This is a genomic window from Bradyrhizobium sp. LMG 9283 (assembly GCF_045571415.1).
In the GTDB taxonomy this organism is placed as follows: Bacteria; Pseudomonadota; Alphaproteobacteria; order Rhizobiales; family Xanthobacteraceae; genus Bradyrhizobium.
The window spans coordinates 3734593-3754539 of record NZ_CP120691.1 but is presented as its reverse complement, the minus strand read 5'-3'; the positions used below and the strand labels follow the sequence as shown (position 1 = coordinate 3754539).

General features: G+C 64.5%; 23 protein-coding genes, 1 tRNA gene and 1 pseudogene. 11 read left to right on the top strand and 14 right to left on the bottom strand.

Annotated features, from left to right (window positions below; translation table 11 throughout):
* The first annotated feature begins 16 nt into the window (after positions 1-16).
* Positions 17-847 (top strand): 23S rRNA (guanosine(2251)-2'-O)-methyltransferase RlmB, encoded by an 831-nt coding sequence (rlmB, locus tag P6U29_RS17540; protein WP_407118729.1) that lies wholly within the window; start codon positions 17-19, stop codon positions 845-847.
* Positions 848-965: 118 nt separating this feature from the next.
* Here rlmB and P6U29_RS17535 read toward each other — a convergent pair whose 3' ends face one another.
* Positions 966-1472 (bottom strand): hypothetical protein, encoded by a 507-nt coding sequence (locus tag P6U29_RS17535; protein ID WP_407118728.1) that lies wholly within the window; start codon positions 1470-1472, stop codon positions 966-968.
* 43 nt (positions 1473-1515) lie between these two features.
* Complete coding sequence (locus P6U29_RS17530; RefSeq protein WP_407118727.1) at positions 1516-1998, bottom strand: hypothetical protein; 483 nt, start codon at positions 1996-1998, stop codon at positions 1516-1518.
* Positions 1999-2280: 282 nt separating this feature from the next.
* On the opposite strand from P6U29_RS17530, the gene P6U29_RS17525 reads away from it, so the two are divergent.
* Both P6U29_RS17525 and P6U29_RS17520 read left to right on the top strand, forming a co-directional pair.
* A complete protein-coding gene (locus tag P6U29_RS17525; protein WP_407118726.1) occupies positions 2281-2742 on the top strand; it encodes a hypothetical protein in 462 nt (153 codons plus the stop codon).
* Positions 2743-2927: 185 nt separating this feature from the next.
* Positions 2928-3002, top strand: a tRNA-Thr gene (locus tag P6U29_RS17520).
* Between the two features lie 414 nt (positions 3003-3416).
* Here the strand turns inward: P6U29_RS17520 and P6U29_RS17515 are convergent.
* The 3 genes from P6U29_RS17515 to P6U29_RS17505 form a co-directional block, all read right to left on the bottom strand.
* On the bottom strand, positions 3417-3833 hold the full coding sequence (locus tag P6U29_RS17515; RefSeq protein WP_407118725.1) for a GFA family protein: 417 nt from the start codon (positions 3831-3833) through the stop codon (positions 3417-3419).
* Positions 3830-4516, bottom strand: coding sequence for a class I SAM-dependent methyltransferase (locus P6U29_RS17510; RefSeq protein ID WP_407118724.1), 687 nt, complete (start codon positions 4514-4516; stop codon positions 3830-3832). Before P6U29_RS17510 ends, P6U29_RS17515 begins: the two co-directional genes overlap by 4 nt.
* Before the next feature lie 69 nt (positions 4517-4585).
* On the bottom strand, positions 4586-5200 hold the full coding sequence (locus P6U29_RS17505; protein WP_407118723.1) for a class I SAM-dependent methyltransferase: 615 nt from the start codon (positions 5198-5200) through the stop codon (positions 4586-4588).
* Between the two features lie 529 nt (positions 5201-5729).
* On the opposite strand from P6U29_RS17505, the gene P6U29_RS17500 reads away from it, so the two are divergent.
* The gene (locus P6U29_RS17500; protein WP_407118722.1) at positions 5730-5918 is read left to right on the top strand and encodes a hypothetical protein; all 189 of its coding nucleotides are present in this window, start codon (positions 5730-5732) and stop codon (positions 5916-5918) included.
* 3 nt (positions 5919-5921) lie between these two features.
* On the opposite strand, the gene P6U29_RS17495 is transcribed toward P6U29_RS17500, so the two are convergent.
* Entirely contained in the window at positions 5922-6086 is a 165-nt protein-coding gene (locus P6U29_RS17495) for a hypothetical protein (RefSeq protein ID WP_407118721.1), read from the bottom strand.
* Between the two features lie 114 nt (positions 6087-6200).
* On the opposite strand from P6U29_RS17495, the gene P6U29_RS17490 reads away from it, so the two are divergent.
* Together P6U29_RS17490 and P6U29_RS17485 are read left to right on the top strand one after the other, a co-directional pair.
* Positions 6201-6575 (top strand): hypothetical protein, encoded by a 375-nt coding sequence (locus P6U29_RS17490; RefSeq protein WP_407118720.1) that lies wholly within the window; start codon positions 6201-6203, stop codon positions 6573-6575.
* A 299-nt stretch (positions 6576-6874) separates the two neighbouring features.
* Positions 6875-7129 carry a hypothetical protein gene (locus P6U29_RS17485; protein WP_407118719.1) on the top strand — a complete coding sequence of 85 codons (255 nt, stop codon included), beginning with the start codon at positions 6875-6877 and terminating at the stop codon, positions 7127-7129.
* A gap of 26 nt (positions 7130-7155) precedes the next feature.
* Here P6U29_RS17485 and P6U29_RS17480 read toward each other — a convergent pair whose 3' ends face one another.
* The 4 genes from P6U29_RS17480 to P6U29_RS17465 form a co-directional block, all read right to left on the bottom strand.
* Positions 7156-7398: a hypothetical protein gene (locus P6U29_RS17480; RefSeq protein WP_407118718.1), complete on the bottom strand. Its 243-nt coding sequence runs from the start codon at positions 7396-7398 to the stop codon at positions 7156-7158.
* Between the two features lie 248 nt (positions 7399-7646).
* Entirely contained in the window at positions 7647-8354 is a 708-nt protein-coding gene (locus P6U29_RS17475) for an outer membrane protein (RefSeq protein WP_407118717.1), read from the bottom strand.
* 261 nt (positions 8355-8615) lie between these two features.
* Positions 8616-9011, bottom strand: coding sequence for a hypothetical protein (locus P6U29_RS17470; RefSeq protein WP_407119349.1), 396 nt, complete (start codon positions 9009-9011; stop codon positions 8616-8618).
* Positions 9012-9243: 232 nt separating this feature from the next.
* A complete protein-coding gene (locus P6U29_RS17465) occupies positions 9244-9615 on the bottom strand; it encodes a His-rich protein BRANT (RefSeq protein ID WP_407118716.1) in 372 nt (123 codons plus the stop codon).
* A gap of 309 nt (positions 9616-9924) precedes the next feature.
* Here P6U29_RS17465 and P6U29_RS17460 point away from each other — a divergent pair, with 309 nt between their 5' ends.
* Entirely contained in the window at positions 9925-10467 is a 543-nt protein-coding gene (locus tag P6U29_RS17460) for a tetratricopeptide repeat protein (RefSeq protein ID WP_407118715.1), read from the top strand.
* Positions 10468-10576: 109 nt separating this feature from the next.
* Complete coding sequence (locus P6U29_RS17455; RefSeq protein WP_407118714.1) at positions 10577-11965, top strand: serine hydrolase domain-containing protein; 1389 nt, start codon at positions 10577-10579, stop codon at positions 11963-11965.
* On the opposite strand, the gene P6U29_RS17450 is transcribed toward P6U29_RS17455, so the two are convergent.
* Positions 11952-13517: a S10 family peptidase gene (locus P6U29_RS17450; protein WP_407118713.1), complete on the bottom strand. Its 1566-nt coding sequence runs from the start codon at positions 13515-13517 to the stop codon at positions 11952-11954. The genes P6U29_RS17455 and P6U29_RS17450 overlap by 14 nt on opposite strands.
* 256 nt (positions 13518-13773) lie before the next feature.
* Here P6U29_RS17450 and P6U29_RS17445 point away from each other — a divergent pair, with 256 nt between their 5' ends.
* From P6U29_RS17445 to P6U29_RS17435, 3 genes are all read left to right on the top strand, one after another.
* Positions 13774-14553, top strand: a complete 780-nt coding sequence (locus P6U29_RS17445; protein ID WP_407118712.1) for an NAD kinase — start codon at positions 13774-13776, stop codon at positions 14551-14553.
* 100 nt (positions 14554-14653) lie between these two features.
* Positions 14654-15199, top strand: coding sequence for a response regulator (locus P6U29_RS17440; RefSeq protein ID WP_407118711.1), 546 nt, complete (start codon positions 14654-14656; stop codon positions 15197-15199).
* Positions 15200-15228: 29 nt separating this feature from the next.
* Complete coding sequence (locus P6U29_RS17435) at positions 15229-15807, top strand: Hpt domain-containing protein (protein ID WP_407118710.1); 579 nt, start codon at positions 15229-15231, stop codon at positions 15805-15807.
* A gap of 282 nt (positions 15808-16089) precedes the next feature.
* Here P6U29_RS17435 and P6U29_RS17430 read toward each other — a convergent pair.
* The 3 genes and pseudogenes from P6U29_RS17430 to P6U29_RS17420 all read right to left on the bottom strand — a co-directional run bounded on the left by P6U29_RS17430 (position 16090) and on the right by P6U29_RS17420 (position 19927).
* Positions 16090-17120, bottom strand: a pseudogene (locus P6U29_RS17430) (IS110 family transposase).
* 299 nt (positions 17121-17419) lie between these two features.
* Positions 17420-18595, bottom strand: a complete 1176-nt coding sequence (locus P6U29_RS17425) for a DUF2336 domain-containing protein (RefSeq protein WP_407118709.1) — start codon at positions 18593-18595, stop codon at positions 17420-17422.
* A 312-nt stretch (positions 18596-18907) separates the two neighbouring features.
* Positions 18908-19927: a lytic transglycosylase domain-containing protein gene (locus P6U29_RS17420; RefSeq protein ID WP_407118708.1), complete on the bottom strand. Its 1020-nt coding sequence runs from the start codon at positions 19925-19927 to the stop codon at positions 18908-18910.
* Positions 19928-19947 lie beyond the last annotated feature (20 nt).

The window sequence follows — 19947 nt, the reverse complement described above, 5'->3', positions numbered from 1 at the left end:
TGACAGAAGCGAGCCCATGAAGGATCGAAAATTCGGCCCCAAGGGGGCTCGCGGCGGCGCTAAGCCCTTCAGCCGGCCCGGAAAATCAGCCGGCCGGCCGGCTTGGCGCGAGCGTGATTCGCAAGCAGATGGCCCTGCCATTCTCTATGGCTGGCACACCGTCACCATGGCGCTGGCCAACCCTCGGCGCCGGATCCGCAAGCTGACGCTGACCGAGAACGCCGCAAGGCGCCTTGCGGAAGAGAACATCGAGACCCGCGTGGCGCCCGAGATCGTGCGGCCCCAGGAGATCGACCGGCTGCTGTCGCCCGACGCCGTACACCAGGGCCTGTTAGCCGAGGCCGATCCCCTGCCCTCGCCCGATATCGAGACCTTGAAGCAGGAAGGCATTGTGCTGGTGCTCGATCAGATCACCGATCCCCACAATGTCGGCGCCATCCTGCGCTCGGCCGCGGCGTTCGCGGTGAAGGCGATCGTCACCACCGCGCGGCACAGCCCGGAAGCGACCGGCGTGCTGGCCAAGGCCGCCTCCGGCGCGCTCGAGCTGGTGCCGATGGTCACGGTGCAAAACCTCGCCCGCGCGCTGACGGCGCTGAACGAGCGCGGCTTCCAGACCGTCGGCCTCGACAGCGGAGGCAGCGAGGATCTCAGCGACGTCGCGCTGCGCGAGCCGCTTGCACTCGTGTTGGGAGCCGAAGGCAAGGGCCTCAGGCAATTGACCCGCGAGACCTGCAGCGTCGTCGCACGGCTCGACATGCCCGGCGAGATCAAAAGTCTCAACGTCTCGAACGCCGCCGTGCTCGCGCTCTATGTCGGCGCCAGCCGGCTCGGGCTGATGAAGCGGTAGGCTGCGGGCCACGGACGGAATTGCGCTCCCTCGCCCCGCTTGCGGGGAGAGGTGAAGAAACAAAACGCCCGTCCACATTGCGCGGACGGGCGTCTCGTTGGCTCTAACCGATCAGAGATCAGTAATAACGGCGCAGCACGCGGTGACCGCCATAATAGTACGGCGCGTGGCGATGGGCGTAGCCGTAGCGCGGAGCATGGCCATAGTGCACGCGCGGCAGATAGCCGTAGCGCGGACCATAGCCGTAGCGATTTGGACGGAAGTACGGGCGGCGATAGGGATAGGCAGCCGGCGGCGCCACCGCAGCGGCACGATAACCATAGCCGTAGCCGTAATTGGCAGGCGCGACGACAGCGTCCTCACGGTAGGTCGGGTACGGCGCGAAGGCGCCGGGACCGGTATAGGTCGGACCCTGGTTCACGTAGTAATACTGCGTGGTCGGCTCGACGAGGCGCTCATAGCCGCCATAGCCGTAGCCATACCCATAGCCGGCGCAGCCGGTATTGCAGCCGGTATAGACCGGCGCAACCGGCGCGCACGTGGTGAAGCCGCAGGCCGCGGCGGGCGCGGTGGCGGCGAACATCACGGCAGCTACCGCGACCAGTCCCGAAATCATCTGACGCATTACTATCTCCTGTTGATTTCCGTTTTTTGGATTTTCACGTTGCTCAACCCGGCGGCCTGCCGGGTATCTCTGTGTGCGGCCGCGGCCGAGGGGGCCGAGGACGGTCGTTGATCTCGGGCGCGTAGATGACCGGCGGCGGATCGACGGGCACGTCCATCTGCGGCGGCAACGGCGCGGACGACGCGCCCCAGCTCTGGTGGTAGCTCTCGGCGGGCTTCGGCAATTTGCGGTTGGCGGGCGGCTCGACCTCGAGCCGGCCGTAGCCCGGTCGCAGGCCCAGCGTCGGATAATAATGGCCGACGTCGTCGGGCTGCCGCTCGGCGATGTAGCGTCCACCATAGATTGTGGGCTGTATCTGCTGGTTCTTGCCGAGGCCCCAGACACCTTCGACCACGCTATAGGACGCGTCGATGTTATTGATGATGATCGGCACGCCGGGACGGCCCGGGACGACGATCTCGAAGCCGCCGGCCAACGCCGTCGCAGGCAGTCCGATCAGAAAGGAGGCGAGCGCCACAGCGCGCATGAGGAGACCCCGGTTATCCGGGTGCAACCTAACCGATCGCTGCGCAGAGAGGGTTAAGGCCTGCTCACCAAATTCCGGTAAGCCTAACGTGCAAGGATCGCGCGCCACTCAAATGCTGCACAGCGAACTAGCGAAGCGTTAACGGCGCGGGACTCCGCCGCCGGAACAGCACCGTATGCTCACATCCGTTTGACTGTTCGCCTCCGAAAACCCCAGGGTTGCATCGGAACGTCCTGCGCCGTCAAGGTTTAGCTCCCGTCATCAAAATGGGAGCGAAGAACCATGAACATCAAGCTTCTCGGGGCCACGGCGATTGCAGCGACCATGCTTGCAGGCTCTGCCATGGCGCAGACGGTCGTCACCAATCCAGGCCGCTGCTCGGCGCAATTCCCCAACGCCAACTGCCAGAACCTCGGCCCCGGAAACCCGTACACCGATAGCGGATACCGCCATCGCCGCATGTCCTATCGTCAGACCCGTGCCGACTGGAATAACGATTGGAACAGGAGCCGCACCGGCTTCTGGCCGACCGACGTCGCGGCTGGCGTAGCCGGCGCCGCGATCGGCACCGCCGGCGCGATTGCCACCGCCCCGTTCCGCGCGTGGGACAATTCCTACGCCTATGACCGCGGTTGGGACAATCGCGGATGGGACACCCGCACCTACGCCCAGCGCAACGGCTTCGTCTGTACGCCCGGCACCTGGTTCAAGGGCGAAGACGGCCGCCGGCACATCTGCCAGTAAGGCGGTTTGAGCCGAACGCCACACATCAGGCGCCGGCACAAATCAGGCGGCTCCTCGGGCCGCCTGATTTCATGCCTGCGACCACGATCGCGGGTTCTGGCACTTTCCAATCAAGTCTGGTATTGCGGCGCGCACGGGCAGACAGTTCCGGCGCAATCCGAGCCCTGCCCCGCATCTTGGGCGTCGCCGGCTTAGCTCAGCGGTAGAGCAGCGGTTTTGTAAACCGAAGGTCGGGGGTTCAATCCCCTCAGCCGGCACCATTGGTCTAGCTCCGCGACCGCAGATCGAAGCCTGTCAATTGCCACGGCTCCTTATCCATCGGCGACCACCGCAAGAACAAAATCATCGGTTTGGCGTTATCCTCGTGCTCGAGAGCCCTCTCGCGGAGGTCTAGCGATGGAGCCGAATGATCGGGTAGCCTTAGCCCTATCCGCTGTCGCCTTGGCCATCGCCATTGTGGTTGCATCGACAGTCACGTTAGAGCGCGTCAATACCCGTACCGCCAGCAACGATGCACCTCCCGGAACGGTAGGACTCGCCAGGCCTCACCCGCCGCTGGACCGTGCTCCCGGTGAACCGATACAGCCGCAAGGAGCGCCGTCTAACGGAAGTCATCGGCAGCGTCCTTGACCGAACACCGGCCGCGACCAGCACCAGCACGCGATGCCTGTGCCTCAGCTTGAACTCTTCGCGCTGCCCTGTTCGAAGTGCGCGACGCCGGCGCCACCGATCTCGATCCAGGCATGTTTCGATTGCTCGAACACCGATCTGACGGGTGCGGGAAAATCCGGATCCGCGATGGCGCCGACAGCAACGCCGATCATGTCAGGCAGATTGTCGGCCTTCCAGCAGACCGTCGAGCCGCAGTCGGCGCAGAAATAGAAGCGGACCTCGCCGCCGCTTGCGGCGGCGCGAGCGTACTGCTTCGGCGCGCCGGAGATCGTGACGGCTTCGACAGGGTAGAACGCACCGACACCGAACGGCGCTCCGGTTCGCCGCTGGCAGTCGATGCAATGACAGGCCGCAACCAGCCTGGTCGGTCCCGGAAGCGAAAGTGAAACAGCACCGCAACTGCATCTCGCATCGATCATCGGACATCCTCCAGCCACCAGAGCGCGAGGCTCTTGTCACGCCAGCCGCCGCCACCCTCCTCGCAACGCTCGTTGATCAGCGCCTGCGGCGCCGGCCAGTCGAACGGCGCCTTCTGCATGTTCAGGGCCCGCCAGTCGCCGTCCTCGCAATCGCGATTGCCCTCCCATTCGGGAAAGGTGGTGACCAGCAGGAAGCGCGCGCCGCTCATCCGAAATTGCGCGAGGGCGCGATCGATGTTGGCAGAGCTCAGATGCACCAGACAGTCCCGGCACAGAATGATGTCTGCGCGCGGCAGCGCATCGCGCGTGATATCGGCGACCAGAAAGCGGCCTGGCGAACCGCCGCCCGCGACACGCCGGCGGTTGGCTTCGATCAGCGACGGCACGATGTCGATGCCAGTGTAGTCGATATCGAGCTCGAGCCGGCCGATCCATCCGGCATCACCGCAGGGCGCATCCAGCAGCGAGCGCACGCAGAGCCGTTGCAGCAGCGCAGGAAGTGCCTCCCGGATCGCGGCGGTCGCGGGGTCCTCCGAGCCGAGGCCGGACACCGAAGTGGCCGCGCCCCAAAGGTTGGTCCGCTCGATCCGCTCGAACCGTGCGGCGAGATCGAGGCCCGCAAAATTCTCGCGGTCGGCAAGGAAACGTTCGTGGGCGAGCACGAGAGGACGGCGGGAGATCATCGGACGAGCCTCGAGCCAAGTCGCGAGCCAGTGTAAAGGCAATGCGTTGCATCCGGAATCGCCTGCCTTTCAATCCGGCTTCCGCCACTCCATCATGTGAAAGTAGGGCACGCGGCGATGACGGGCGACCTGCTCGGGACTGCCGCCTGTCGGCTGCGGCTCGATGAACAGGCGCAACTGAAGCCCGTGATCGAGCAGCAGCGTCATATAGGTGCTGAGCGGACGATGCCAGTTTTGGATCCGGATGCCGCGCCAGCTCAGCCAGATCGGGCGCTCATCCATGTAGTGATCGATCGCGAAGCGCAGCTCGCCCTCACCGTCACGTGTCCAGCCGTCCGGCTGACCGGCGGTGTTGAAGCTCGTGAGGTTGGCGATCAGCAACGTACCGCCCGGGCGCAGCGCCGCCACCATGCTGGTGATCGCCGCATCGAGATCGGGCATGTCGATCAGGCTGAGATAGCTGACGACCAGATCGAAGCTGGCATCAACCTCCATCGTTTCGGCGCGGCCGAGCCGGTAGTCGCCATCGGGGTCCAGCTCACGGGCGCACGCGAGCAACGCCTCAGTCGGATCGATGCCGGTGGTGCGGATGCCGGCGCGCTGCATGATGCGGCAGAAGCGCCCTTCCCCACAGCCGACATCGAGCGCATTGCGAAAGCCGCGCCCTTGGATGCGCTTTCTCATCGGCGCGTCCAGCACGAAGCGGCGACCATAGTCGCCATCTTGCCCCTGCTCGACCATCCAGGCAGCCGCGGACGCGGCCCAGCCGCCCGCTGATGTCCTCGTTCATAGGTAGACCTTCGGGAATGGATATTGGCCGCACCCATCGCGGGCGCGGCCTACTGACCACAGATTGGATCAGAGTTCAACATGAGGTAGTATGCGCACACGATGCGCTCCACCACGGTCAAAGAAAGCCAGGATCGCCGCCGGTGCGGTTACGGCCATCGTGATGACGGCCGTACTGTTCGCAATCGCAATGGGATTTCTGCTGGCACTGTAGACGGCATCGGCACCCCGAACATACACCGCGCAAACGCACCCGGCGCACACGGTCCGCGGGAGTTTTCGGATGTGATCGTTCAGCCAGTCGCGGTCGATCCGTCCGCTTCAGGCGGGTCTCGGAGGCGCCTGATCCGATAAGGTTCGGATCGGAACAAGGACGGGCGTCACTCGTTCTCGACCCATGCGGATCAGAGAAGAGAACCGGAATATGATTCTGCTGGCGACGGTGACGCTGTGCTGTGGCGCCGTGGCCGGCACATTGACGCTGTTAGAACCTGTGCTCGGGCCAGCGCCGGAGAAGCCGGCCGCCAAGCGGGTGGCAATCGACGTCACCGCTCAGACGGTTCGGGTGGTCGGCGCGCCGTTCGAGCCCAACGTCAATCCGCGTGAGCGGTAGCGCTCACCGCGGCGAGGCCTCCTTGCCCTCCTCGGGCCGGGCGTGGGCACGCGCCAATTCTTCCACAAACGCGATTACCTCTGCCCGCTTGTGAGGCGGCAGCGACAGGAACGCACGGATGAGCCTCAGCCCCTCCACCTCGTCCGGGCGTTCTTTTGTTGTATCCATTCTTCTAGTTTCAGGCGACCGGGAAAAATATGCAATCCAAATATGCAATTCCTTGCAAGACCTGCTTGATTCGACGCCGCCGCTTTGCTGGAATAAGCGCGGCTGAGGTGGATCATGAAATGGATCAGGGAGCGCGACGCACTGATCGCGCAGACACTGGCCTTCGTCCAATCGGTGACCGGTAGGAAGGATGACGCCCTTCAGCCGGATGCGCCTGCGGTTGGCTCGACCGCCGCAGTGGAGATCGTCGCGGTGGAGGCGGTCACCGTCGAGGTCGAACCGCCGCAAGCCCCCCTTCCGCCCCGGCCCGCACCTCTCCCGCCGCCGCGGGCAAGCGGCGATTTCCGCACCGAGATGCAGGCCCGCATCGCCAATTTCCGCAAGCATCAGGAGCGCTTCGAGCGCGAGCGTGAGGAATATTATGCGGCGACCCTGACCAAATTGCGTACCGCCATCCGCGACGCCGCCGGCCCACCGGCCAAGAAATAAGGCCGCCGGTCAGGGACCTACAGCCAGGACCAGACCAGCCAGAGATTGGTCGCGCAGGCGCCGAACAGCGCCAGCGTGAGCGGCAGGAGCATGTGCCCGCAGGATGTCTTCAGGTCGCTCGTCATGGCGGAAAACATCTGCTGATTCCGGCCAACGAGTCCCAGGGATTCTTTTTTCCGGGATTCAGGACTCGTTAAGGACTCAGGTCCGGCGGCAGCCGATCACGGAGCCGTGATCTAACCGCAGGGCGGAACCCCTTACCGGGCGAGCTCGTTGATTGGGTTTCTGGAGCGGGAAGAATGCCCTACGCCCTGTTCTGCAACGACGCCCAGATCAGCAAGGCCTATCCAAGCGAGTCCGACGTCTGGAAGCTCGCGCAACGGAGCGGCCTCGTCGTGGACGTGATGGCGGACGACGAGCGGCCGGGACCGCGCCGGGTGCTCGACAACGACTACGAGATCGCGCCTTGCCAGGCAGCTCAGGGCGAGGACCCCGCCAAGAACAAGGCTGAGGCCGACCAGGATTCAAGATTGGAGCTTGAGCTGAATTCCTGAGCTCCGGCACAAAACCGGGGCGGAGCTCAGGGCGTGGCGGCCGCAAGCGAGGCCTGCTCGCCCGGCATGACGACGCAGGCCTTGCGGCGATGCAGCCCGCGGATGGCGCCGGTAACCTTCAACACCTTGCCTGACGGACAGGAAGCGTCCTTGACGAAGGCGACCTCATAGGGTGCCAGCATCAGAGGCTCGGATTTGAGGATTGTCTGTGCAGAGCACGGTAGGCAGAAAAAGCACGAGAGCACCACTGCCGACACCAAAATACGCATGTCCGTCGTCCCACCTGCCCGGTAAATCTCATATAACGCGTTCCGGAGCGCGAGTTCCGTAAATCGCAAAAATTATTTTTGCGATACGTCAGCTCCATGACGCGCGTGAGAAGGCGCGCCAGCATCGTTTGCAAGCAAATGACGCGCCAGATGGTTTACACAAAGCAAACGAGGCGCCGGCCAACGGAATCGGCAAACGAAAGGCCGGCGCAGCCGGCCTTTGTCGGGTCTTTGATCGTCGCTGGCCGTCAGTAGCGGGAGGCCGCCGGGCCGCCCCAGCCGAAGCGGTAGTTCACACCGACCTTGACGGTATGGTCGTCCTCCCGGCCCCGAACGCCGACGATGTCGGCCGGGCCGGAGGTGAAGGTGGTGCTGCCGAAATTGTAGTACTGGTACTCGGCCTTGGCCGACCAGTTCGGCGCAAACATGTATTCGAGGCCGGCGCCGACGGTATAGCCGTCCTTGCTGTTGCCGGTGGTGGTGAAGGCCTGCGGCACCCCAGCGATGTTCACCCCAAGGCCGTTATTGCGCCAGGCATAACCGCCCTTGGCGTAAAGCAGCGTCGGTCCCCAGGTGTAGCCGATGCGACCGGTCACCGACCCGATCTGGTCGGTGTTGGAGGTGACCTGCGTGCCCTGCGGGAAGGTGACACCGTTGTTGTTGGTCGGCAGCCAGGAATACTGAGCCTCGACACCCACCACCCAGTTGGGCGCGAACTGGTAGTCGAAGCCGCCCTGCACGCCGCCCATGAAGCGGGCGTCGCTGGACTGGAAGCTGCTGTCGCCGGCAAACGCGCCGCCGACATGGCCGCCGATGTAGAAACCGGTCCAGTTATAGATGACCTGCGGCGGCGTATAGGCCGGAGCCTTGGTATAGGTGCGCGGCTGCATGTCCGCGGCGGCCGCCGGTGCGGCCAGCGCCAGCAGAGCTGCTGCACCGAGCAAGATCGGCTTCATGATCATCCCCGTTCTTTCATTTACGACACTCGGGAAACAACGTGGCGTGAATTGGGTTGCTTCGCGGCGATGCCGGAACGTTGATCGTTCGTTACTGTGACGGCTTGGCAACAAGGCGATTTTGTTCCGTCACGGCGACTGCGCAAGGCCGCCGCAGCGATTTGTCGCAAGACAAAACCACCCCGTTCAAAGCTCGCCGAAACGTGATCCGGCGGCTCCGGCGCTTCTGTCTAACACCAGGCGATGAAGGCGGGCTTTGCGTTACCGCGTCATCTTTTCAAGTTCCGGAAAGGGAGCGTAAACCGCACCGGCGCAGACATCGCTGGTCCGGTCGACCACGCGATCCGCTCGGCCGTTGACGAAGATCACGGCACGCTCCCGCATGGCCTTGTAGCTGCCATCGCTCTCGCGCGGGGTGAAGTGCAGGCAGCTCACATAGAACTGCCGGCCGCCGACCTCGCGTTGCACCGGCTCGGCCATGCTGGCATCGCGCACGCCGACCGGATTGTTGAGATAGGCTTTCATCAAAGCCAGCGTGTCGCTCCGGAAATTGTCGGGAAACGGCTGCGGCCCACCGGCCTGTGTCCCACCCAGCAGGGTTGGACGGTCACCGTCGCTGCCGAAACATGCCGCAAGCGCCAGCGGCAACGCCAGGATCACCGCACATCTCGCCAATCGCCCCACAGGCCCCGCTCTCCGCTCGATCAGATTCGGAGACGTTCTAGCCCCAAGCCTGCGCGAAGGGAATTCGCTTGCAGCGGCGCAAACAGCGCACCGGCCCGCTGCCGGCACCTCGGGCTTTCGCGCAAGGTGTGGCGAACGGACCAGGCCTGACGTCCGCGCGCGGCGGCGGGGCAATGCCAGGGATGCCGCCGCGCGGGATCAGTCGTCAGTTGCGCTTGTCTGACGTCGCCGGCTTGGTCACGTCCGGCTGTGCCTTCTGCGACTGCTTGGCCGAGACCTGCTTGTGGTGATGGCGATGCTTGCGCACGGTCTTGTGCTCGTCGGTCGTGACCGCGGCGTTGGCGTTCATCGCCTTCGACTTGGTCTCCACCTTGGCATCCGCCTTGACATCGGGAGCCTTTACATCGGAAGCCTTGACGCCGGCGTCCGGTTTCGCGGCGGTGGTCGCCGCCTTGATCTGGCTCTGGTCCGCCTTGATCACCGGGGCTGTCGTGGTGGTCTTGCCGACTTCAGCGGCGAAGGCGGGAGCTGCGATCACGGAAGCTGCGAGCAAGGCTGCGGAAATCGTCTTCAACATGGTGGTCTCCTCTTGGAAGGATCTTGAGGCGGCGCCCTCTCGTCACCCCTTCGATCGTGGGTCGGAGCCTAGGCGGGGCGCACTGAACCCAGTCTGAAGCCCCTTGCAGGCTTCCGTTCATCTCGATGACAAGTTTGTCATCCGCGGCTGGGCGAAGAGCGCGACTTTGCGAATAGGGCTTGGCGAACAGGACTTGGCGAACAGGACTTGGCGAATAGATCGTGCGAAGCGGGAATGTTTCTGCCCGATGGGTGTTCCGGTCTTTGGGCAATCGTGTAGGATCGCCACGTTCCATACGGGAGACTTTAGATGCGCAAACTCTCAACGCTTGTTGTGCCGGGCCTCGTCGTCATGACGTTGGCGGCTGCGCCGGTGCTGTCCAGTGCCTACGCCGCTGGCAGCGACGAGCCGTCCTCGCCGCCGAAATCGGACTCCTCGTCCAAGAAGGGCAAGAAGAAGAGCTCTTCCGTCAGCGATCCCAAATTCCTCGCGGCTTATCGCACCGCCTACACCGCGATCTACGACAAGCACGATTACACCGGCGCGATCGACCAGCTGAAGTCGCTGGGGCGCGACGACGTCGCCGACGTCGCCAACCTGATCGGCTATTCCTATCGCAAGCTCGGCGACTACCAGTCGTCGAAGGTCTATTACGAGCTGGCGCTGAAGGACGATCCGAACCACGTCCGCACCTGGCAGTATTACGGCCTCTGGCAGCTCGAGCAGGGCAACCGCGAACAGGCGCAGTATCATCTGAACAAGATCGCATCGCTCGCCGGCACCGACAGCTCTGAATATCGCTCGCTTGCCGCAGCGCTCGACAAGCCGACCGGCGCGACGCTGGTCTACTGAGACAATCGCATCTCCTAACGAAGCGGACGGGCACAACCTCAGGGTTGTGCCCGTTCTGCATTTTCGGCTAGCCTCGCGCACCCAATTCTCCCTCGCAAATTGGTGCGCAATGGACACGTGGCTGCGATCCGCGATCGACTACATCGGCTCCTGGATCGAATTCCAACTGATGACTATCCAGCAGCCGGGCGTCATCGTGGCCTTCGCCCATCGCGGCGAGGTCGTCGCCGAGCATGCGTTCGGCCTCGCCAATCTCGACACCGGCGAGAAGCTCACCCCGCGCCACCGCTTCCGCATCGCTTCGCACTCCAAGAGCTTCACCTCGGCCGGCATCATGAAGCTGCGCGAGCAGCGCAAGCTCCGGCTCGACGACACGGTGGGCCAATATATCGGCGGCCTGCATCCGCACGTCGCCGAGACGACGATCGCGCAAGTGCTGTCGCACAGCGCGGGGCTGACGCGCGACGGCGCCGATTCCGGCCAATTCATCGACAGCCGCCCCTATCTCGACGCCAACGAGCTGCTCACAGAATTGAAACTGGCCACCGCAATCGAGCCCGGCACCCGCTTCAAGTATTCCAATCACGGCTTTGGGCTGATCGGTCTCGTGATCGAGGCCGTGACCAAGGAGCCCTACTCCGTCTGGATCAAACGCGAGATCATCGAACCCGCGGGCTTGCGTGAAACCGAGCCGAATGCGCCGCTTGCCAAGGGCACGCCGTTCGCGTGCGGTCATACGCGCAAAGTGCCGCTGGGCGAGCGCTACGTCATCCCCGGCGACAATCCCGCACATGCGATGGCCTCCGCCGCAGGCTTCGTCGCCACTGCCGCCGACACCGCCCGATTCTTCGCACAGCTGGCCGCCAATGCGAAGAAGAGCGTGCTGTCGGTCGCGAGCCGCCGCGAGATGACGCGAAATCATTGGCGCATCCCGCAGAGCTTCGAGGCCTACTATGGCTTGGGCGTCAATGCCGGCAAGACCGACGGCTGGGACTGGTTCGGTCATGGCGGCGGTTTCCAGGGCTACATCTCCCGGACCTGCGCCATTCCCGCTTGCGAGCTTTCGATCAGCATCCTCAGCAACTCCATCGACGGCGCGGCCCCGTTCTGGATGGATGGCGCGATGCAGATCCTGCGCGTCTTCCAGACCCGCGGCGCGCCTGACCGGCGCGTGCGCGACTGGACCGGCCGATGGTGGACGATCTGGGGCGCGACCGATCTCGTCCCCGCAGGCAACCGCGTGCTCGTCGCCAATCCGCAGTTCAACAATCCGTTCATGGATGCCGCCGAGATCGAAGTCATGGGCCGCGACACGGGCAAGCTCGCCTGGGCTGCCGGCTATTCCAGCCACGGCGAGCCGGTGCGCCGGGTTCGTGACAAGCGCGGCAAGATCAGCGACATCTGGATCGCCGGAGCGAACGTGAAACCGGCCAAAGTCGTCGCGCGCGAGATCGCGCGGAGGTATAAGCCGCGCAAGCGCCGGGCTACTCCCGAATGAGCGCCTCGACCTCGCTCCGGAATGCCTGCCGCGATCCGTCGCGCGAATAGAACATGTGGCCACCGGGATAAACGACGAACTTCACGCGCTGCGTCACGAAAGCCGGCAACTGGTCGAGCACCCGCTTGGTACCGAAATAGGGCGTGGCGAGGTCGAACAGGCCGTGCGCGACCAGCACGTTCAGCTTCGCATCGGTGGCGAGGATCTGGCGCAGCTCGGAAACGGATTGTGGCGGGTTGATGCCGCGACCAAAATCCCAGTGGCCTTCCACACTGCCGTTCAGGACCTCATAGGAGCCGTCGGGCCGCCAATTGAGCTTGCGCGTCAGGACGTCGACGGCCGCACTCGTCAGCGGCGCCTGGAGCGCGTCGCCCGAGGGATCGCCGAAGCGGGAGCTGCCGGAATCCGGATAGGGATCGAAGCCGCGGACCGAGCCGTCGTAGCGTCCCGTCACCTTGCCGTTCTTGCGGTCGAGCTCGCGGCGGAATTCACCGACGTCGAAGCGCCCGGCGAGCCTGCGGCTGACCGCCTGATCGATGCCGGTGAGCTCGGCGACCTTGTCGGCGAGACGATTGGTTGCCTCCTTGTCCGCCTCGCCCTTGACGAGATCGGTCAGGAATTCGCCGCGCGCGTAAGCCTCGACGTCGGCGAGGTCGGCGCGCTTCACCGGTCCCTTGGCTTCGCGTGCCACCGCGACATAGCTCGGCAACGTCGCGACGTATTGCAGGAGGCTCGTGCCGGTGAACTCGCGGAAATCCAGCAACGGCGACACCATGATCAGTCCCCTGACGCCGATACCGTGCTGAAGCTGCAGCTGGCGCACGACCTTCGGCCCGCGAATGCCGCCATAGCTCTCGCCCGCGACGTATTTCGGCGAGGTCAGCCGGTCGTGCTTTTCGAGCCAGCGCCGGATCACGAGCGCGATCGAATTGACGTCGCCGTCGACTGAGTAGAAGGACTTGCGCGCGTCCTCGCCGCTCGCGACGAAACGGCTGTAGCCGGTGCTGACGGGATCGATGAAGACGAGATCGGTGAAGTCGAGCCAGGTTTCCGCGTTCGGCCTCACCTCGGGCGAGGCCGAGGGCGACAGGGCCTCGCCATCGAGCGGCAGCCGCCACGGACCGGCCGCGCCGAACTGGAGCCATGCTGAGGACGCGCCGGGCCCGCCATTGAACAGGAACGTCACGGGGCGCGTCGCGCGGTCGGCACCGTCGAGCTCATAGGACGTGACGGCGATGTCGGCCAGCGGCTCGCCCTTGCCGTCGAAGACGCGGATCGAACCGGCGGTCGCGGCGAAGTTGAGGGTTCGGCCGGGCAGATCGAGCGTCTGCTTTGTGGTCGAATCCGGCGGCAGACGGTGTAGCTCGGCGATCGATGACGATGTTTGCGACGCGCTCTGCGCGCCACCGCGCCCGCCCTTCTGTCCGGCCGGCGATGCCGCCTCGGAGCGCGGCTGCGGCGGATCATCCGCGCGCGCAAGGCCCGCGAGAGCGAAAGCCGAGACCGCCAGCACCAGACTCGCGTGACGGAGCACCGGCAAATTCGTGACCATGATCGTTCTCCCTACCCGGCGGTGACAGCCGGTGAGAACAGAAAGGTTAGCGCGGAATTGCGACGGTTTGGGGGATCATTGGTCTGACAGGGCCTGAAGAAGCCGGCCAGGTTCAAATCCCCCGGTTCTGTGCTTAAATCCGGTTGCACAGCCCCCGTTAGCTTTGGCGGGCGGTCATCCTCGACAATGGATGCTTAGGTCGTATAGACGAGCCCGGCGGAACTTTTCTCCAGCAAGGCGGCCCTGCCGAGAAGCCATGACCAAGCCCTCGCGATACGACCGGATTGCCTTCGTCGCCAGCCCGAGCAATGAGGCGCAGGTCGCCTTCGGCCAGCTCACCAGGGACTATGGCAATTGCGACCCCAAGGAGGCCGACGTCGTCGTCGCACTCGGCGGCGATGGCTTGATGCTCCAGACGCTGCACCAGCACATGCACACGGGAAAGCCGATCTACGGCATGCATCGCGGCACCGTCGGGTTCCTGATGAACGAGTATTCAACGCACGATCTGCGCGCGCGGCTCGAGGCGGCCCACGAATCCGAGATCAATCCGCTCTTGATGCGCGCGACCGATATCAATGACCGCGTCCATCTGCACCACGCCATCAACGAGGTCGCCCTGTTCCGGCAGACCTACCAGGCGGCGCGGCTGCGTATCCTGATCGACGAGCGCGAGCGCATGTCCGAGCTGATTGCGGACGGCATCATGGTGGCGACGCCGGCCGGCTCGACTGCCTACAACCTCTCCGCCCAGGGGCCGATCCTGCCGATCAACGCCGCGTTGCTGGCGCTGACACCCATCAGCGCCTTCCGCCCGCGCCGCTGGCGCGGTGCGCTGCTGCCCAACACGGCCTATGTCGTGATGGAGGTGCTGGAGGGCGACAAGCGGCCGGTGGCAGCCGTCGCCGACCACGACGAGGTGCGCGACGTCCGCCGCGTCGAGGTGCTGTCCGACAAGACCATCGCGATGCGGATGCTGTTCGACCCCGGCCACAGCCTGGAAGAGCGCATCCTGCGCGAGCAGTTCGGCTATTGAACCGCCTGCCCCGCAACGCCTTCCGAGCCCCGATCGCAACCCTTCGTTAACCGCCGGCGCGATATGGTTAACGAAAGTTGACCGCTTTGGCCCGGGCGTCATGTTCCGCATCGATTTCAACAAGCTGCGCTTCCTCGTCTGCGACGACAATCCGCACATGCGCCGCATCCTGCGGACGCTGTTGCATTCCTTCGGCGCGCGCGAGGTCTATGAAGCCGAGGACGGCGCCACGGCGCTCGAAATGTACAGCCATTACGTGCCCGACATCGTCATCACCGACTGGGCCATGCCGATCTTCGACGGGCTCGAGCTCGCGCAGATGATCCGGCAGCCGGAATCCAAGGGCAATCCTTACGCGCCGATCATCATGCTGACGGGACATTCCGAGAAGCGCCGCGTCACGGTCGCACGCGATGCCGGCGTTACCGAATTCCTGGCCAAGCCGATCTCGGCCAAGGGACTCTATCAGCGCATCCTCAACGTGGTCGCCAATCCCCGCCCCTTCATCAAGACCAAGACCTATTTCGGCCCGGACCGGCGCCGCAACACCAACTCCGCCTATATGGGCCCCGAGCGCCGCGTCGGCGAAAAGCACGAGGTGCTGCAGCAGCCCTCGCTGCTCGACAAGGCCCGCTCCTCCCTATAGCGCAACGTCCTTCAGACGAGGCAGGCATCATGGCGAAGAACAGCGCAAAGGACATCGAGGTCAAGGCCTTCGCCACGCATCAAGTCATCACGCAGCCCAACCCGCTGCGCAAGGTCCTGCGCCGCGTCGAAGAAAAGGACATGGACGATCCGGTCGGCCGCGCCGAACGGGCGCTCGCGAGCCTCGCCAGTGAGTTCAAGGACTGGATGGCGATCGAGGTCGAGAGATTGTCCGCCGCCTGGACTGCCGTGCAGAAGGATGGCTTCACGAAGAAGCTGCGCGACGAGCTGTTCCACGCCGCACACGACATCAAGGGCGATGCGGCGACTTTCGGCTTTCCTTCGGCAGCGGGAATCGCCGAGAGCCTGTGCCGCGTCATCGAGCACGCGCCTGATCTGGAAAAGGTGCCGGCCGAGCTGTTCACGCACCACATCAACGCCATTCTCGCCATCGTGCACGAGAACACCAGGCTCGACAGGATCAGCGTCTCCGCCGAGCTCAGCCGCCGCCTGCGCAAGGTCGCCGACGACTATCTCACCCAGGTCAACCGCGACCGCCCCGAGCATCTCGAGGTGATCCTGGCGCCCAGCATCGCGCCGGTGGAGTAGCATCCCGCTCTCTCCCCTCGGCATGTATGGACGGCCCCCTCTCGGCAAGGGCTTTTTGGTGCTTCAGCAAATGAATCGGGGAGCGGTCATGTATACGGCCTCGAGAAGCGGCCATTGACCGCGGGCCCTGATGGAGATCGCTGTTCCAATCATTGCGGCGCGCTGTGACGCGCGATGACGATGCGGAGTGTTTCGATCCCGTTTTCCAGACCATTTGCCATCACACCTTTAGTGCCCTTCCGATAGGCGTGGAGCGCGAGCGCGGCGGCTGTTGCCCCTCAACTAGGCCGCAGCCGGCGCGCTCGCGCGGTCTCGGTAGGTTTCTCCTTTGACCAGCATGGCCCAGATGATCCGGGCGGTTTTGGCCGCGAAGGCCACCATGGCGACCTTATAAGGCCGCCGCGCCAGCAGATCACGCAGCCACGGATCGGTGACGCCGCGCGCCTTCTGTTGCCGCAGATAGGCGCTGGCACCGCTGATCAACAGCGCTCGCAGCACACGGTCTCCCTGTTTGGAGATCCTCCCGGGGCGATGCTTGCCTCCGGTGCCGTGGTCCTTGCCGGTGATCCCGATCCAGGCTGCGAAGTCGCGACCGGAGCGGAACACTTTTGCGTCGGGCACTTTGGCCAGGACCGTACTGGCGATGATCGGGCCGACGCTTGGGACCTCCATGAGCCGCTTGGCGTCGCGATCGCCACGGGCAGCCTTGGCGAGCTGCCGTTCAAGCACCCGTTCGTCGGCATCGAGTGCCTGCCAGTGCTTGGCCAGCATCAACAGGGCGCTGCGCATCATCTCCGGATCTCCTCACTCGGCTCTTCGAGCCGGGCCATCAGCCCGCGAAGCCCCTGATATCCTTGCGCTGCCACGATCCCGAGCTCACTCAGCGCTGCTCGCAAGGCGTTCGCCACCATGGTCCGCTGCCGAACCAGCAAGGCACGCGCGCTATGAACCGCCAGCGTTGCCTGTTGCGCGATGCTCTTCACCGGAACAAACCGCATCGTCGGTCGGGTCACAGCCTCGCAGACCCCTTCGGCATCGCGGCCATCGTTCTTGTTGCGCTTGACGTAGGGCTTCACATAAGCCGGCGGCATCAACCGCACCTGGTGGCCATACCGGCCGATCACGCGCGCCCAATGATGAGCGCTGCCGCAAGCCTCCATGCCCACCAGGCACGGCGGCAACTGTGCGAAAAACTTCTCGACCGAGGCTCGCTTGAGCTGGCGCCTCACCACCACAGCTCCCGACGCGTCAATCCCGTGGACTTGAAAAACGTTCTTCGCCAGATCAACCCCAATCGTGCTAATCTTCGTCATGGACGGCTCCCTTTGTCTGGTTCGACTCAACATCACCAGTCTGGCACACCGATGCCGTTCGGGGGCCGTCCACCCCATCATTGCGAGGAGCACTTGCGACGAAGCAATCCAGGAATGCATCCGCGGAAAGATTCTGGATTGCTTCGCTTCGCTCGCAATGACGGAATTTGCGGCTGCCCTATCGACACGAGCAGAATCGCAGGGTGGGCAAAGCGAAGCGTGCCCACCAATCGGCATAAGCCGTGTGGATAAATGGTGGGCACGGCGCAATGCGCCGTTGCCCACCCTACCGCATCTCGTTACGCCGCAATCAGATCATCATAAACTGGATCGATCGTATCATCCGCGACCAGCTCGTCGCAGAACAGCCGTGCCTCTTCGCGCGCGGACTCGGTGGCGAAGCGGCGCAGCAGGACCATCAGCGGCTCGGTGGCGCCCCGGTCGGTTTCGCAATGGGTGAGCACGCGCTCGACCATGCGCCGGCGCAGCCGCACCGCGCCGTCGTCGCTATCGACGAAGCCCTGCTCGTGGCAGGCATCGAGCGCGACCTGGAATGCCGCAAACGTCGCCTCGGGAAGGCCGGCGCGGCGCAGCAGTGCGTGCAGGCTGTTGCCGCCGCGGTCGTGCAGCAGCGCGGTGACGCGTGCCAGCGGCAGGTCGGCAAGCTCGGCGAGAGCCGCATCGAACAAATCGAGATTGCTCGACAGCAGTGCGCGCAGGATCAGCCCCGCGGTCAGCTGGCCAGTGATGCGCAAATGCCGGACAAGGTCTTGCATGTCCTCGCCACGCGAGCGCGCCGCGATGTTCATGGTGGAGCGGTCGCGTGCCTCGATGGTGATGCGGTCCGCGCGGTCGGCGCTCAGCCAGTTCCGCGCGACGACGAATTGCGCCAGCGTCTCCGAGAGCTTTGCCACCAGCGCGGCACGCGTTGCGGCCGGCAGATCCTCCAGCACCAGCATCGCTTCGCGGATTGCTGCGAGATGGCCGTGACGCTCGACGATGCGGTGCCAGGAGAACGGAGCCAGCTCGGCGTGGGGATTTTCGATCAGCTCCAGTGCGGCAGCCGCGCAGCCGACTTCGGCGATCGCGGCGCAGACCGATACCGGCAATGCGATGCGGCGGGCCACCGCGCATTGCACCTCCTCGTCGCCGGTCGCGACGATGTCGACGAGATCGGCGTCGATCAGCAGCGGAGAATGTTCGAGCACGGGCAGTGCGACGGTCGGCTGATCTGCCGACAACGCCCGCACGATTGCGGCTGGTGCCTCGGCGCTGCGGGCAAAGGCCTGGGCCATCGCCTGCCGCACCAGCGGCGAGGGATCGTCGAGCAGCATCAGAAGCGCGCCTTCGGCGGCGATGCGGTCGTCTGCAGAAAGGTCCGAGATCAGCCAGGCCCGGGCCAACGCCCGTGTTGCCTCGGCCCGCTCGCCGGCAGGCGCCGTCCTGATCCAATGAATGAACTGCCGAACAATCATGCTGCTTCCGGCTTACACAACAAACGAAAATGGTGACGGCTCGTCACTTGCAACACAAAATAAACCACGACGCTTAACAAAGCGTTCACCATAACTGGCTGGTTTTATTGACGTTTTGTTAAGGGAACAAAGCGCCCGGAAGCCGGGCCCCGAACGCTGCGCAGCGCCTCCCTGGCGATGCGAAGCATCGTCCAGCGAGCGACGCGCTGCAGAGCCGGGGCCCAATTCAACGGAAGGAATTGCTGCGATATGGGTCCCGGCTCTGCGCAGCAGCGTTTCACGCTGCAGCGCGTCCGGGACACTAGATCTCGACTAGCTCGAGAACGTACCGCTGCGATCGCTGAAGAGATCGAGCGGCTGCGGCGGCCGCACGTCCGGCGTCACTGATGCGACCGAGGTGAGCGAAGCGTTGTTGCCCCACAGTTTCTGCACTGTGGTCGAGACTGGCTGCTTGGTGTCGCCAGGCTGATAGATCGAGCGGAATGCCGGCGTCGTCGGCGCATTGTCCGCGACAGTCGTGGACGATGTCGCGCTCACCGGCGTCACGGCATTCGTATTGGGAAAAGTCTGAAGATAAACGGCGTTGTCGGTCACGGGTGGAGTCGGCTGCACGCCGTTCGCGCTGGCGACCTCAGTGGTCGACGGCGTGCCGCCATACATCGCCATCGCGCTGCGGGTCAGTTTCGAATTGGCCGCACTGGCGTAACGTGCGTCGAGCACCGAGTAGACCTCGGAGACACTGCGGGCGCGGCCGTCCTTGGCGTAGAAGATCGAGCGGTTGGCGGCAGCCGCGTTGGGAAACAGCCGCGCGCCGACCGCTTGCGGATTGTCCTCGGCATTGGCGATCAGTTTTGCGGCCCCGCCGACGCCCATGAAATGCGCCATATAGAGCTCGCTGTCGCTTGGCCTGCGGCCGAGCAGACCGGTGAGCTTGAAACTATTCGACTGCGTCAGTGCCGCCGCCATGGTGGATGCGGCCTCCGGGTCATCGCGCAGCTTTATGATCGACCGCTTCATCACGGGATCATCGACGGTGTAGGTGCCAGCCGAGGTCCTGGTGATGGCGTCGGCGAAGCTGCCATAGCCGAACTGGGCGCCCGCCTCCTTCACCGTGCCGAGCCAAGTCTGGTCGATGAACTGATAGAGCCCGTGCGCGGACGAGGTGGTGGCCCCCGCCGTCGGATCGAAATCCGATTCCATCTTGGCGGTGGTCAGCATGTACTGGAAGCTGACCCCGGAGATGTTCGAGGCCTGCTTGATCGCACCGGCGACGCGCGCCCGCGACGGATCGAGTCCGGCCGTCTGCGTGGCACTGGAATTGTCGATCGACATGATGAAGTGCCCGCCCCGCG